The 15,190-nt window shown below is 35.2% G+C and carries 14 protein-coding genes and 2 pseudogenes; 10 read left to right on the top strand and 6 right to left on the bottom strand.

The features are described from left to right. Window positions 1-21: 21 nt before the first annotated feature. From H6G44_RS12955 to H6G44_RS12935, 5 genes are all read right to left on the bottom strand, one after another. A complete protein-coding gene (locus H6G44_RS12955) occupies window positions 22-1,512 on the bottom strand; it encodes an ABC transporter permease subunit (protein ID WP_190387580.1) in 1,491 nt (496 codons plus the stop codon). A 416-nt stretch (window positions 1,513-1,928) separates the two neighbouring features. Continuing rightward, window positions 1,929-3,083: an iron-containing alcohol dehydrogenase gene (locus tag H6G44_RS12950; RefSeq protein ID WP_190387581.1), complete on the bottom strand. Its 1,155-nt coding sequence runs from the start codon at window positions 3,081-3,083 to the stop codon at window positions 1,929-1,931. A gap of 251 nt (window positions 3,084-3,334) precedes the next feature. Then, window positions 3,335-4,417 carry an AI-2E family transporter gene (locus H6G44_RS12945; RefSeq protein ID WP_190387582.1) on the bottom strand — a complete coding sequence of 361 codons (1,083 nt, stop codon included), beginning with the start codon at window positions 4,415-4,417 and terminating at the stop codon, window positions 3,335-3,337. A 69-nt stretch (window positions 4,418-4,486) separates the two neighbouring features. Further along, window positions 4,487-4,915, bottom strand: coding sequence for an NUDIX hydrolase (locus H6G44_RS12940; protein ID WP_190387583.1), 429 nt, complete (start codon window positions 4,913-4,915; stop codon window positions 4,487-4,489). Window positions 4,916-4,918: 3 nt separating this feature from the next. Then, a complete protein-coding gene (locus H6G44_RS12935; RefSeq protein ID WP_313885304.1) occupies window positions 4,919-5,269 on the bottom strand; it encodes a hypothetical protein in 351 nt (116 codons plus the stop codon). A gap of 500 nt (window positions 5,270-5,769) precedes the next feature. On the opposite strand from H6G44_RS12935, the gene H6G44_RS12930 reads away from it, so the two are divergent. From H6G44_RS12930 to H6G44_RS12915, 4 genes and pseudogenes are all read left to right on the top strand, one after another. Further along, window positions 5,770-6,960 (top strand): AAA family ATPase, encoded by a 1,191-nt coding sequence (locus tag H6G44_RS12930; RefSeq protein ID WP_190387585.1) that lies wholly within the window; start codon window positions 5,770-5,772, stop codon window positions 6,958-6,960. Beyond that, window positions 6,954-7,592 (top strand): DUF4276 family protein, encoded by a 639-nt coding sequence (locus H6G44_RS12925; RefSeq protein WP_190387586.1) that lies wholly within the window; start codon window positions 6,954-6,956, stop codon window positions 7,590-7,592. The genes H6G44_RS12930 and H6G44_RS12925 overlap by 7 nt, the downstream gene beginning before the upstream one ends. 162 nt (window positions 7,593-7,754) lie before the next feature. Then, window positions 7,755-10,343 carry a DNA mismatch repair protein MutS gene (mutS, locus tag H6G44_RS12920; RefSeq protein WP_190387587.1) on the top strand — a complete coding sequence of 863 codons (2,589 nt, stop codon included), beginning with the start codon at window positions 7,755-7,757 and terminating at the stop codon, window positions 10,341-10,343. Window positions 10,344-10,359: 16 nt separating this feature from the next. Next, a pseudogene (locus H6G44_RS12915) lies at window positions 10,360-10,464 on the top strand (peroxidase); the annotation flags it as partial. A gap of 278 nt (window positions 10,465-10,742) precedes the next feature. On the opposite strand, the pseudogene H6G44_RS12910 reads toward H6G44_RS12915, so the two are convergent. Continuing rightward, window positions 10,743-11,749, bottom strand: a pseudogene (locus H6G44_RS12910) (IS4 family transposase). Window positions 11,750-11,974: 225 nt separating this feature from the next. Here H6G44_RS12910 and H6G44_RS12905 point away from each other — a divergent pair. Genes H6G44_RS12905 through H6G44_RS12880 form a run of 6 tightly spaced genes read left to right on the top strand, consistent with a single transcriptional unit; the run spans window position 11,975 to window position 15,187 of the window. Further along, entirely contained in the window at window positions 11,975-12,310 is a 336-nt protein-coding gene (locus tag H6G44_RS12905) for a cation:proton antiporter subunit C (RefSeq protein ID WP_190387905.1), read from the top strand. Beyond that, a complete protein-coding gene (locus H6G44_RS12900) occupies window positions 12,307-13,740 on the top strand; it encodes a cation:proton antiporter (RefSeq protein WP_190387906.1) in 1,434 nt (477 codons plus the stop codon). Before H6G44_RS12905 ends, H6G44_RS12900 begins: the two co-directional genes overlap by 4 nt. Further along, the gene (locus tag H6G44_RS12895) at window positions 13,737-14,114 is read left to right on the top strand and encodes a Na+/H+ antiporter subunit E (RefSeq protein ID WP_190387907.1); all 378 of its coding nucleotides are present in this window, start codon (window positions 13,737-13,739) and stop codon (window positions 14,112-14,114) included. The genes H6G44_RS12900 and H6G44_RS12895 overlap by 4 nt, the downstream gene beginning before the upstream one ends. A 5-nt stretch (window positions 14,115-14,119) precedes the next feature. Continuing rightward, window positions 14,120-14,377: a hypothetical protein gene (locus tag H6G44_RS12890; protein ID WP_190387908.1), complete on the top strand. Its 258-nt coding sequence runs from the start codon at window positions 14,120-14,122 to the stop codon at window positions 14,375-14,377. Beyond that, the gene (locus H6G44_RS12885; RefSeq protein WP_137908709.1) at window positions 14,374-14,652 is read left to right on the top strand and encodes a monovalent cation/H(+) antiporter subunit G; all 279 of its coding nucleotides are present in this window, start codon (window positions 14,374-14,376) and stop codon (window positions 14,650-14,652) included. Before H6G44_RS12890 ends, H6G44_RS12885 begins: the two co-directional genes overlap by 4 nt. Next, window positions 14,645-15,187 (top strand): DUF4040 domain-containing protein, encoded by a 543-nt coding sequence (locus tag H6G44_RS12880; RefSeq protein ID WP_190387909.1) that lies wholly within the window; start codon window positions 14,645-14,647, stop codon window positions 15,185-15,187. The genes H6G44_RS12885 and H6G44_RS12880 overlap by 8 nt, the downstream gene beginning before the upstream one ends. The last annotated feature ends 3 nt before the right edge of the window (window positions 15,188-15,190 follow it).

Here is a 15,190-nt window from a genome sequence, read left to right as displayed (position 1 = left end):
TTTCTAACTATTCTGTCTGTTTTATTTTATATCTGCTTGATTACTGGGATTCATCCATATTTCCAACTTACTAAAAAATTGGGAGAAAATCAAGGTTAAACATAAGTAAATTACAGCTACAGCCGCATAAATTTCAAAAGCGCGATAGTTTTCAGAAACAATTAATTGTCCTTTTCTAAATAGTTCCTCAAAACCAATTACTGCGACTAAACTCGTATCTTTTAATAGACTAATAAATTCATTTCCTAAAGGTGGAATCATCCGCCGAAATGCTTGGGGAAAAATTACATAAGTCATTGTTTGTAGAGGATTTAAACCTAATGATTTAGCTGCTTCTGTTTGTCCATTTTCAATTGATTCAATTCCCCCGCGCACAATTTCTGCAATGTAAGCTGCACTATTCAAGCTCAAGGCAACTACTCCGGCGATAAGGCGATTTAAGGTGAAATTAAAACCAATTTCTTGGAAAATCGCCGGTAAACCAAAGTAAATCATAAATATCTGCACTAATAAGGGTGTACCTCGAAAAAAGTCTATATAAGCCCTAGCTAAAAACCGTAAAGGTTTAATTGTAGAAAGACGAATTATCCCAATTAAACAACCGCTAGTTAAACCAAATAAACCGGAAATAAATGCTAATTGTAATGTTACTAATGTACTCTTTAATAAGGCTGGTAAAGATTGCCAAAATACACTAAAAGAATTAATTTTATTTGTATTTTGATTAGCGTAGGGTAATCTTTCTGGTAATATTGGCGGTGTAGATTTAAACCATTTTTGGTAAATTTGTTGATATTTACCGTTTTCTAAAATTGTGTTTAAACCTTGATTAATCAGAGGTAAATAAAGAGAGTTTTTAGCGGTTGCAATTCCGTAAAATTCCTCAGTCAGTAGTTGTTGAATGACTTTAATTTCTTGCAAATTACCTGTATTAATAGCGTATAAAGTCACAGGTGCATCATTAATAACTGCATCAACATTACCATTTTGTAATTCTTGGAGGGCTAAGGGTGCGGAGTCAAAACTGCGAACTTCCGCACCTATGAGAGTTTGAGCTTTTTTCGCGCCAGTTGTACCTATTTGGACAGCAATTTTGTGATTTTGCAGACTTTGAAAATTTGTAATATTTTGATTATTTTTGTGAACAGCGATCGCCAAACCTGCTTTAAAATAAGGACGGGAAAAAGCGATTGTTTTTGCTCTTTCTGGGGTGATAGTTATGGAACTAATAGCACTGTCTACGGTTTTAGCCTGTAGCGCCGGAATAATGCCATCAAAAGGTAAACTCTGAAATTCTACCTGGAAATGAGCCGCAGTGGCTATAGCTTTGATTAAGTCAATGGAAAAACCTGCTAATTCTCCATTTTTATCCTGAAACTCAAAGGGGGGAAATGCGGGTTCAGTAGCTATTCGGAGAGTTTGATTTCCAGGGGAATTTTCACTACAACCAACCAGTAAACCACAAATTAAGCTAATAATCACACACAAACGACCAAAATCAAATTTTATCATTTTCCCCTCTAGAGTAGAATTTACACTTGAAATATAGGATTTACAGCCATTCTCGGTGTTATAAGGTACATATCTAGCGGGCAAGATGCTGGCAGCACAAGAGTTTTATCATTCAACTTTATACCTCATTAGATCGGAAAGCACTGTAAGTCAAATGTCTTGAAAACTTCCTTTTCTTCGTCTTTTTTATTTCTATGCCTATAATACTAGTATTAGTATTGCTGGTAAAGACAGAAAGAAAATAGTTGGGGTGAAAAGTTGATAATAGATAGTGAGAATTTTTTCAAGAATCCAGAATTTTATAACAAACTAAATCCCCGACTTTTTCAAAAAATCGGGGACATAAAAACGTCTAAAATCAATATAGGAGAAACAAAATCAAAGAACCTGAAAATACTTGATATAGCGCTGGAAATTTAAGCACAAAGGGCTAAAATCTGCTCAACAACTTGGGGGTTAACATCTTTATTTTCTCCTAAAGCTGTCATTCCATGCTTTTCTAAATTCTTAATGACTGCGGGAATGGTTTCTGAACCAATAGCATAGTCAGATAAGTGAGTGGGAACACCAACTGATTCAAAGAAATCACGAGTTTTAGTAATTGCTGTATTTACTCTTTCTGCTTCCGAACCACCGACAATTTCCCAAACTCTATCTGCATATTGTAGAAGTTTTTGCCATTTGCGATCGCGTCTAATTGTTAATGTGCTAGGTAAGACAATTGCCAAAGTTTGAGCATGATCTAAACCATGTAAAGCTGTCAATTCATGACCTATCATGTGAGTAGTCCAATCTTGGGGAACACCGACAGCAATTAACCCATTTAATGCCATTGTTGCCGACCAAACTAAATTTGCTCGTGCATGATAATCTGTGGGATTTGCTAGGGTTTTTGGTCCTTCTGAAATTAGGGTTTTCAGAATTGATTCGGCCATGCGGTCTTGTAATGGGGCATTGACAGGATAGGTTAAATACTGCTCCATTACATGAGTAAAAGCATCAACGATACCGTTGCCAATTTGCCGAGGAGGCAGGGAGAAAGTTGTTTCTGGGTCAAGAACAGAAAATTTGGGAAATACAAAGGGACTAGCGAAAAATAACTTTTCTTGAGTTTCCCACTTAGTAACAACTGAGTTTGTATTCATTTCTGAACCAGTTGCGGGTAAAGTCAAAACCACCCCCATTGGTAAGGCCGCAGTTACAGGTGCGCGGTTTGCTAAAATATCCCAAGGGTCGCCGACAAAAGGAACTGCAGCCGCTATGAATTTAGTCCCGTCAGCCACTGAACCACCACCCACAGCCAAGAGAAAATCAATACCTTCTTTGCGGATTAATTCAACTGCTTTCATCAAAGTTTCAAAATGGGGATTGGGTTCAATACCGCCAAACTCAAATACATTTCTACCAACTAATGCTGATTTTACTTGGTCATATACACCATTGGCTTTAATACTACCACCACCATAGGTAATTAGAATTTTGGCATCTACGGGTATTTCCGTGGTAATATTTGCAATTTGACCTTTACCAAATAGGATTTTAACAGGATTGTAAAAAACAAAATTTTCCATGATTAGTCACACAAACAAATTATATGTTATTTTGAGTAGTATAATCATTTTTTTAATTTTTTGCCTCTACCTGCGAAATACTATTTAAAAAAAATCTGATTGAATAGATTGCGGTTATATCCGGGGCAATTTTCATCAATTTAAACAAATAAATTACCGACAATACAAACAAAATTAGGAAATAAAGGTAATATCAACTCATCATTAAAAAATTTAGGTACTTAAATTTGTAAAAAAATTGTAGTTGCTATTTAAGATTCTTGCAAATATTCACTATCAACAGCGGTTTTATTAAATCCACCATTACGCCAAGAATCGGCTATATCTTTAATAAAACTAGCCAGAGGAATAGCAACTAATAAACCCAATATACCTCCTAGCTTTGCACCTATTAATAAGGAAATTACCACCCATACAGGATTTAAGCCAGTTAAATTTCCTAAAATTCGTGGAGCGATAATATTAGAATTAATTTGATCAATAGCTACACATATAGCTGCCACTTCTAACCCTAAACCAAAATCTTTTAAAGCTATTAATAAACTAACAATACCAATGCCAATACCAGTACCAAAAGGAAATAGAGAAAATAAACCAATTCCCAGCCCAAAAAGTAGTGATAAAGGCACTCGTAAGACTACAAAAGCCAAGGTAATAAACACAGCTAAAATAGCCCCCAATGTAGCTTGACCAATGAAATAATTATTAAAATCTTCCCGCAGTAATTCCCTAATTTTTTTAGCAGTTTGTGGAGGAAACCAAAGATAAATTCCATCCCATAAACTTTCACCATTTAATACTAGATAAATCGTCAAAACTATAGCTATGAGTAAATTCAATAAATTGCCAATAGTATCGAAAGCAAAGCCTAAAATTCTTCCTGTGAAAGATTGCAGTTGACTAGATATTTTTCCCAATATATCACCAGCTAAACCACTTAAATTAACTGGTAATTTCTGAGTAGCTGCCCAATTTTGTAAAGCTTCTATTTGTTGAGTTGCTGATTCAATCCAATAGGGAAGAATATTAGCTAATTCATTCAATTGTTCGAGAATAAGTGGTAATAAAATAACACCTACCGCGCCTAAAATAATAATAGACAGTAGTAATACTACTATAGCTGCTAAAATCCGAGGTACTCCACGTTTTTGAAGAAGTTTAATAGGATAATCTAGTACAAAAGATAAAAGAATAGCCACAGAAATAACACTGACTAAAGGCTGAAAATAGTTAATAAATTGAATTAATAACCATCCATTAAGAAGAATAATAGGAAAGGCTAATCCTATATTTAACCATTTAGGTAGATTTGGTAGATTGTTCACTAGTTGCATGAAATTTATCAATAATGTAATTTTAGCAAAATATCGGGAAAATTTTCAAGGGTTGTCAAAATCATCAAACTATAGGGTTTTGATAAAATCCAACATTATTTTCTGAGGTAAAGTCGCTAAAGGTCTTACTTCTCCTGCTTTTATAGAATAATATTCACCTTTGTAAATATCTGCGGCTGTTAACAAATCTAAATCCCAACCTTCAGAAAGTACAAGTTGATGTACTCCTACTAATAATGGTGCTTGAAATACATAACGCACAGCTTTTTCATCGCTATAAATTCCAAATTTGGTAAAATCAGTTAATTGATAACCAATTTCTTCCATGATTTCCCGCTGAACGGCTATTTCTGGAGTTTCTCCAGGTTCGATATGTCCACCAAATAAAGCCCAACAGCCGGGAGCTATAATATTAGGAATATTATCTCGTAATTGCATCAAAAATTTATTTTGTTGATAGAGAATTGCTACTGCTACATGAACTAATTGACTATTCATAAATTACTTTTCCTCTAAATAAACTCCACCGTATTCTTTACCAGTCAAAGGAATACTTTTGTACTGGACATTACCTTTCAATACTACTTGTTCTCCAACTGAAAAATTGCCTTGATTAGTGATAACCCAGATTTTCCCAGTTGAGTCATTGATTTCATATGCTTTTTTCTTGATTAAAGGAGCAATTTTTTCTACTTTACCTTGAATGTAAACTGTAGTATCCTGATTTTTTTGGGTAATTTTTTGAATTTGTGTTACATTAGCACCAATATTTAAATTTTTAAGATTGATACCAGAATTTATCCCCTTACCACAAGCATAAAATCCCCATACTAGGAAAAAAGATAATCCCACGGTAAAAATTTTTGCTTGCTGTCTAAAGACTATAGATTGAGAGAGTTTTTGCATATTGGCAATTTAATTTCCAATTTACATAAGTTAATTGCTATTTATCATAATCATGTTTTGTGCAAAAAAGATAGTGGTTCTGCCAAAATTATGAAAGATGAATAAATTTTAAGTTATCCCTCTATTTAGGGAGGTTGTTATATAGCTTGAGAATTTTTGCAAAGAATAGCTAAAGGAGAAGATGATGATCAAGTAAATTAGGATTTTTAGATCAGATAAATATTTATATACAATGACTCTCTTCTCAATACATAAGGGATTTTACTGGGTTAAAAGGCAAAAATTGTAAAATTTTATTGCAAAATTTCATACTTATATATTGGGTTAGTGATATAATCATAAAAACCACCACGATTAACCCTAGTTAAACGTCACAGCGATCGCCAAAAATGATAAAGTAAATAAATAGTATTCTCGGATAAATATTTTAATATAAGGAGAAATCAATGGAAGGTAAAAGATTTATTCATAAAATCAAATTACAAAACTTTCTTTCCTATGGAAGTGAGGGGGAAGAAATAGAACTACAACCGCTAAATGTGTTAATTGGTGCTAATACTTCTGGTAAGTCTAATTTAATAGAAGCTATTGGTATTTTAAAAGCAACACCAACAGATTTACCTGCTCCATTTCGTCAAGGTGGAGGTATTGATGAATTTTTATGGAAGGGTGAAGGAAGTAATTCTATTGCTAATATTGATATTATCTTAAATTATCCATATCCAGAAAAATATGGAAAAAATTTACACTATAAATTAAGTTTAACATCAGTAGGACAAAGATTGGAATTAGTAGATGAAGCTGTAGAAAATGCACAATCCTATGAAGGACAAGAAGATGTATATTTTTATTATCGTTATCAAAAAGGTAATCCAGTTCTGAATATTAATAATCAAGAAAAAAGGTATTTACGGAGAGAAGATTTAATTTCTGATCAATCAGTTTTATCTCAAAGAAAAGATCCTGATGTTTATCCAGAATTGTCTTATCTTAGCACTCAATTCTCTAAAGTAGGCTTATATCGTCATTGGCAAATGGGAAGATATTCAGAACCAAGAAATGCCCAAAAAGCTGATTTACCGCTACATCCTTTATTGGAAGATGGCAGTAATTTAGGTTTGGTTTTAAAAGCTTTACAACGTAAATTAGGTCAGAGAAAACTTATTGAATATCTGGAAAAATTGTATGAAGAAGCAGAAGAATTAGATGTAAGCATATATGGCGGTACGGTCCAAATATTCATTCGGGAAAAGGGGTTAATTCAACCAATTCCAGCTACTCGTTTATCAGATGGTACACTACGATATTTATTTTTAATGGCTTTACTTTTAGATCCTACTCCACCACCTTTAATTTGTATTGAAGAACCGGAATTAGGTTTACATCCAGATATTTTACCAACTATTGCAGAATTGTTAATTGAAGCATCTCAGAGAACTCAATTAATTGTTACCACTCATTCTGATGCTTTGGTTTCTGCGTTGAGTGAATATCCTGGATCTGTAGTAGTTTGTAAAAGAGATGAAACAGGATCTCATCTTCATCGTCTTGAACCTAATAAGCTAAAAAATTGGTTAGAAAATTATACTTTAGGCGACCTATGGCGCATGGGTGAAATAGGGGGAAACAGATGGTAAAAGAAGTTCGTATTCATATAGAAGGGGGTGGAGATTCCAAAAATCAGAAATCTTCACTTAGACAAGGATTTAGTAAGTTTTTTAAAGAATTAGTAAACGAAACAAAAAGCAAAAAAATTGAATGTAGTATCATTATGTGTGGTACTCGTAATCATGCTTTTCGTGACTTTAAAAATGCTTTAGAATCTCATCCTGATGCTTTTAATATATTGCTGGTTGATGCAGAAGCGCGTATTACAAAAAATTCCCCTTGGGAACATTTGAAATTTAGAGATAATTGGGATAAACCAACAGAAGTTAATGATGATAATTGCCATTTAATGGTTCAAACAATGGAAGCTTGGTTTATTGCTGATATTGATGCTTTAAAAACATATTATCGTCAAGGATTTAAAGTAAGTGGTATTCCCAAAACTCCTCATGTGGAAACTATTGCAAAGGATGATTTAGAACGTATTATCAAAATTGCGACTGCTAATACTAGCAAAAAAGAGTATCATAAAATCAACCACGCTTCTGAATTATTAGGTAAGATAGATGCAAATAAAGTTCGTCAAGCTTCTCCCTATTGCGATCGCATTTTCACAACCATACAAGCAATAATAGATGTATCAAACAATAACCATAACTAAAAATAAACACATCAAACCTCACCCTTTTTGCGCCTCTGCGCCTCTGCGTGAGACATATTCACTCTAAAATACAAAAAAATAAATAAACTTTAAGCGATCGCTCCCAAATTCCCACATCACGCTATCATCAAAGACAGTGGAAATAAACTCTCAGCATCTACCATGACGAATCCGACACCAGAACCCAATCAACCAAACACACCACTTACTGATACAAATCTGGTAGAAGACCGCAGTAAGCTGAGTAAGATGTATCAGCATTACATAGAGATGAAGGATAAATACCCTCACGCGTTGCTGCTATACAGAGTCGGTGATTTTTTTGAAACCTTTTTTCAGGACGCTGTAACCATCTCCAGAGAATTAGAACTAGTTTTAACCAGTAAACACGGTGGTGAAGTTGGTCGCGTTGCCATGACAGGTGTACCTCATCACGCTTGGGAACGCTACACAACTCAACTGGTAGAAAAAGGCTACGCTGTGGTGATTTGTGACCAGGTAGAAGACTCCGCTGATGCTATTGGTTTGGTAAAACGAGAAGTAACGCGCCTTCTCACACCTGGGACATTGTTAGAAGAGGGAATGCTAAAAGCAAGTCGTAATAATTACATAGCTGCTGTAGTAATTGCTGTCAATTATTGGGGGTTAGCCTATGCAGATATATCAACTGGGGAATTTCTCACATCTCAAGGCAGTAATTTAGAATACCTGACACAAGAATTAATGCGGTTACAACCCGCTGAGGTGCTATTTCCCACTAATGCCCCGGATTTAGGTAGTTTACTGCGTCCAGGAGAAACTTCCCCATCCCTTCCTCCGTGTTTACCCCCATCATTTTGTTACAGTTTACGTTCTCAAGTTCCCTTTTCCCAAGCAGAAGCTAGGAGTAAATTATTACAGAAATTCAAAATGCGATCGCTGGAAGGCTTGGGTTGTCAACATCTCCCCCTCGCAGTTCGCGCCGCGGGTGGTCTTTTAGACTACATCGAAGATACACAAAAAGCCAATCCTGTATCTCTGCAATTATTACGCACCTATACCCTCACGGATTATCTAATTGTAGACCATCAAACACGCCGTAACCTGGAAATTACTCAAACTGTCCGTGATGGCACATTTCAGGGTTCTCTATTATGGGCTTTAGACCGAACTAGCACAGCCATGGGTAGCAGGGCTTTAAGAAGATGGTTGTTACAACCGCTACTGGAAATTAAAGGGATTAAATCACGCCAAGACACGATTCAGGAATTAGTAGAAAACACCCCTTTACGTCAAGATATCCGGCAATTATTAAGGAAAATTTACGATTTAGAACGTTTAACAGTTAGAGCCGCCTCTGGTAGAGCAAATGCACGGGATTTAGTCGCCTTAGCTGATTCTTTCTCCCTTTTACCTGAATTATCGCGCTTAGTTAGCGGTGCGAAATCCCCTTTCTTAAAAGCTTTGCAAAAAGTTCCCCCGATTCTGGAAGAACTAGCAGAAAAAATACACACTCACATAGTAGAATCACCACCTACACACCTCAAAGAAGGTGGTTTAATTCGCGCAGGTATTAATACGCTTTTAGATGAAAGAAAGTCCACTGTAGAAAGTGATCAACAATGGATTGCTAATTTAGAAGTTGACGAAAGAGTGAGAACAGGAATCCCGACTTTAAAGGTAGGATTTAATAAAACTTTTGGTTATTATATCAGTATTTCCCGCAATAAATCTGACCAAGTTCCCGATAATTACATTCGCAAACAAACCCTGACAAATGAAGAACGTTACATTACTCCCGACTTAAAAGAAAGAGAAGCACGCATTCTCACAGCGCGGGATGATTTAAATCAATTAGAATATGAGATATTTGACGCATTACGAGATGAAGTCGGTAATCATGCCGAAATAATCCGTAATATTGCTCGCGCTGTCGCCGCCGCAGATGTATTATGTGGTTTGGCGGAGTTGGCTGTACATCAGGGTTATTGTCGCCCGGAAATGCTTACAGGTAGAGAGATTGAGGTGATTGATGGTCGTCACCCGGTGGTGGAACAGTCTTTACCGGCTGGGTTTTTTGTCCCTAATTCTACTCGGTTAGGGGATAAGGAAACGAACCACGGAGGCACGGAGGACACGGAGGGTTTGTCTTTATATCCTGATTTGGTGATTTTGACAGGTCCTAATGCGAGTGGGAAGAGTTGTTATTTGCGTCAAGTTGGGTTAATTCAATTAATGGCACAGGTGGGGAGTTTTGTCCCGGCTCGTTCTGCTAGATTGGGAATATGCGATCGCATTTTCACTCGTGTTGGGGCGGTGGATGATTTGGCTACGGGTCAATCTACATTTATGGTGGAAATGAATGAAACTGCTAATATTCTCAATCATGCAACTTTGAAATCTTTGGTTTTATTAGATGAAATTGGTCGCGGTACAGCAACTTTTGATGGGTTATCAATTGCTTGGGCGGTGGCGGAATATTTAGCCGTGGAAATTAAGTCGCGGACGATTTTTGCTACTCATTATCATGAGTTAAATGAATTAGCTACTATTATTTCTAATGTAGCAAATTATCAAGTTACGGTTAAAGAATTGCCAGACCAAATTATCTTTTTACATCAAGTTCAACCCGGTGGCGCTGATAAATCCTATGGAATAGAAGCAGGAAGATTAGCAGGTTTACCGACGGTGGTAATTCAACGGGCAAAACAGGTTATGGCACAAATCGAAAAACACAGTAAAATAGCTGTGGGTTTGCGTGAGAATTTATAAAAATTGCTAACTGTCATTAGTATCAGAAGATAAAGATCCTGAAGTCCTCAAGGAAAAGTTTCCCAAAGGCTATCAAGAAATTAAACCTTATTTGCGGATGACTCCTCAACCTAACAAGTAAGTTTTCATAACAAAATATTCTTTCTATTGTAGGGTGGGTTAGCGACTGCGTAACCCACTGTTACTTATTTGATAATAGATAAGTTAGTTATTAGACTCTAATATTTGCCTATTTGAAAACTTTATTGCTAATGTATTTATCAGATTAAGTAATTCTAATTCAGCTTTGATTTTTTCCTTATATTCATTTTCCTCTATATTAACTTCAATCAGAAATGTTAAATGTCATTACAAAACTTTACATATTTAAGTATACTAGTATTATCAAGGGTAAAAATGTCAACATTTTATAATATCTTCCATCCAATGAACATAACTGGTTTGTTGACACATACAAGCTTGAAGATAGCGGAATTTATTTAACATCTTTTCACCCCATTCTTTCGGAACAGATACAAGTTGTAAAATCAGATAAGCGATAAGACTAGCATAAATTTGAATAGCAATACCATTAACATTTTTAGTGATTAATCTATCCAGTTTTAGGTGCATCTTTAAAAATTTCCATAACAGTTCAACTCCCCACCGTAAACGATATTATCTGTAACTGCTGCCTCTCCATTGGTAGGTAAATTCGTGACTAACCTAAATTCAGTTTTCGTTTCTAAATCACAAAAATTAATCATTCTGTAAGCGGGAGCATCCTTCGATGAACCGATTTTGATTAATCCAGTTTCTGATCCAAATTCTAGTTTCCAATTATTTTTAATTCGCACTACAAAATATTTGTCTTTTTGCACTAACTCTTGCATAAAATTTAGACCCGCAAATCCTCTATCCATTACCCCAACTGCATCTAGTGGTAAATTAGACATCATTGATGAACCGAATTTATAATCATGGTCATGACCAAAATTTATCAAATTATCTTCCGGACTGCCTGTTGACAGATTAAGGGAACTAAACAGTTTAACTTGATGATGACCTAGCACCCATAGCAACTTACTTGTCAATGTAATAATTGTTGAATCAATTGGACATATTGCATATTTATCATGTAACTTTTTGTGGACTTTATTCTGCACTAATTTATTTAATTGTTGATAAATTTTCTGGAATACTTTTTGACTTCGATGAGTGTTGGCTTTGGAAAATGTGGAAATATCTACATCAAAACCTGTATTATTTAATCGTTTAAATAAATCTCGCATACTCCTTAAGCTATTATCCAGAGCATAAGCCAACCAACACTCAACAAAAAGACGGCTGTTTAAAACAGGATAATCATTTTTGGGTAGTCCTTCCAGGATATTTTTGACAATCTTGGGAAATGAGTTTATGATCATGGTTAATCAAAATATTTTAATCCTTCGCCCAAAATTTAACATATTTTTGGCTATTTTTATCAGGCTTTTCTTAACATTCAACACTTCTGGCCTAATACTAAATCATTAGATATCACTATAATAATCATCAAAATATTTTAGCACTTGATATTAAGTTAGTGCTAGAAATCTGTGCTTATATTAAATCAGGACTTCATTGATGATAAAATCAAATAATTAATTACCGTGTTACAAGCCTGTGTACTAATAACAATATTGTGCGGTTTTTTCGGGATTATCCTCAAAAAAAACCTGGTGATGAAAATTGTCTCCATGGATGTGATGAGTACAGGTGTGATTGCCTTTTATGTACTAATTGCATCACGAAAAGGCTTATTTACCCCGATTATTTCTAGTGTAAAAAATATCACTTATGCCGATCCTGTTCCCCAAGCAGTGATATTAACAGCGATAGTTATTGGTTTTTCTATTCAGGCTTTGATGCTGGTTGGTGTGATGAAATTAGCACAGGATAATCCCACCTTAGAAACCCATGAGATTGAGAAAAATAATACACCATGAATACTATTACATTGACTTGGATTGCTACCCCATTTTTTCTAGGATTCATCATTTTTATCGTTCCCAAACTCAACCGACACTTAACTCTGTGGGGGACTATTTTTTCTGCTGCTTATGGGTTGCAGTTATTTCTCAATCCATCACCAGTGACACTGAATTTACTAGACAGTTTCGGTATTAAATTAATAGCAGACGAGTTAAGCGCTTACTTTATTCTCACAAATGCTATAGTCACGGCTGCTGTTGCTCTCTACTGCTGGCGCAGTGATAAAACGGCTTTTTTCTATGCTCAGATGATTATTGTCCATGGTAGTCTCAATGCTGCCTTTGTCTGTGCAGATTTCATTAGTTTATATGTGGCTTTAGAGGTAAGTGGTATTGCAGCTTTTTTATTAATTGCTTATCCCCGTAGCGATCGCTCAATTTGGGTAGGTTTACGGTATCTCTTTGTAAGTAATACTGCCATGTTGTTTTATCTAGTTGGTGCGGCCCTGGTTTATCAGACACATCATTCCTTTAGTTTTACAAGTTTAAAGGGATCACCACCAGAAGCACTAGCATTAATTTTTCTGGGATTATTAATCAAAGCGGGGATTTTTGTATCCGGTTTATGGCTACCTTTAACTCATTCTGAATCAGAAACACCAGTTTCCGCATTGATGTCAGGAATTGTTGTTAAAGCCAGTGTTTTACCTTTATTGCGTACTGCATTAGTTTCCGAAGAAATTGATATCATAGTCAGAATTTTCGGTGTAGGAACGGCTTTAATGGGTGTATCCTATGCTGTTTTGGAAAAAGATACTAAGCGAATGTTGGCTTTTCACACAATTTCCCAATTAGGCTTTATTCTCGCTGCACCAATAGTAGGTGGATTTTATGCTCTCTCCCATGGATTAGTCAAATCATCTTTATTTTTGATTGCGGGTTCTTTACCCAGTCGCAATTTTAAAGAATTGCAATATAAACCTATTAATACAACAATTTGGATAGCCTTAGTGATCGCTAGTTTATCAATTTCTGGTTTTCCTTTATTATCAGGTTTTGCCGCCAAAAGTTTAAGCATGAAAAATTTAGCATCTTGGCAATTTATAATTATGAATATTGCCGCAGTCGGTACAGCAATATCTTTTGCTAAATTTATTTTTTTACCCCACAGTCGAGAAGGAGAACAGGAAATCAAACCAGGTTTTTGGATATCAATAATATTTTTGATCACTGGTTTAATTGTTGCCAATATTGTCTATCCTCAAGCTTATAATATTGCTGATATTACAAAAGCACTTATAACCATTGCTGTGGGCTGGTTAGCCTATCATGTTATTTTCAAAAAGTTATCAATATCTTTACCTCGTGTATTTGAAGAATTTGAGCATTTGGTTGGTGTCATGAGTCTGACTTTAATTTTGCTATTTTGGATGGCTTTCCCATGATTGGACATCTCATATTAAGATTATCAATTTGGTTTTTACTCACTGCTAACGTGAGTTTAACAAATATTATCATTGGTGTCATTATTGCCTTACTTTTACCACGTGGTAAATCCTCACCAGAAAAATTAAAAGCTTGGTTAAAGGTGATAATTAAAATTATCATTACCATTCCATTGGCTTTTATAGAGGCATTTGAAATTATCCTGCGTCCCCATAATCAAGAAGAAATTATCATGGAGAAAGTCAAACTCAACAGATCACCTTTATTGGTTTTTATTGATATATTTCTGATTACCTTTACCCCTAAAACCATAGTTTTGAAATACCACGAAGAAGGATGGTATGAAGTCCACCAAATTAAACCTGGCAGGTAACAATTATGAACTTAGAAATAGTCTTAATGGCAATGATTGTAGCTTTACTTATTCCCATTTATGAAGCTGGGAAAAGTGATGATACTTGGCAGAAAATGTTAGCTTTTGGTAGTATTTCCAGTAAAGTAGCAATCATGATTCTTGTAGTTTCCGTTTTGCGAGATGATTGGATGATTGGTGTAGTCGCAGCGATTATTTTGAGTGTAGGAAATGCCGGATTAATATTATTAGCACATATTCTGAGAAGATTGGGGGAAGTATGATCAACTTTCTGAGTTATAGCTGTATAGGTATAGGCATAGTTTTTTGGTTTTGGGGAACTTTTCATTTAGTTAGTAACAGATCAGTATTATTCAAATTACATGGACTTTCTGTTGCTGATACTCTAGGTTCAATGATTATTATCATCGGACTATTATTGAAAATACCCAGTGAATGGCCATTACTTATTCTGGGCATTATTTCCTTAGCAATTTGGAATACTATGCTGGGTTATGTATTAGCATATTGTTCAACACAAGAGGCAAAAAATGAATGATACTTATCTCTATTTAATCATTGCTTTATTACCCTTAACTGCGGGGATGTTAGTAACCCAAACTAACCCCTATCATGCCTTAGTAATTCGTGGGGTACTCGGTGCCATAGCCGCAATGGTAGATGCAGTTTTAGGAGCAGCAGATGTGGCTTTAACAGAAGCATTAATGGGAACAATGCTATCAATTACTCTCTATGCAATTGCGGTCCGTTCATCTTTAGTTTTGCGTCTTGGTGTTATTGAAAATCAGTCAATAGAAAAAAATCAGGATAGCACTTTCCCACAACTTATCAACGAATTTCGCCAGATTTTTAACAAACATTACTTACGGCTAGAAATTGTTTCCTATAGCAATAACCAAAGTTTACAACAGGCATTAATAGAAAAGGAAATTCATGCTACTTGTGTGCGTTTAGAAGAAAGTAATCAAGGAGAAGAAACCTACCAAACTGCAATTCGAGTGCAACGTATCTATAACATTATAGAAAGTGAACTTTCATCACCAAAAACAATTTTAAAATATTTCCATGTTTGACAT

Source organism: Aphanizomenon flos-aquae FACHB-1287, from assembly GCF_014698755.1.
Classification (GTDB): Bacteria; Cyanobacteriota; Cyanobacteriia; order Cyanobacteriales; family Nostocaceae; genus Dolichospermum; species Dolichospermum flosaquae.
Note: the sequence above shows the minus strand (reverse complement) of the source record. Positions and strands in the feature narration are given on the sequence as shown.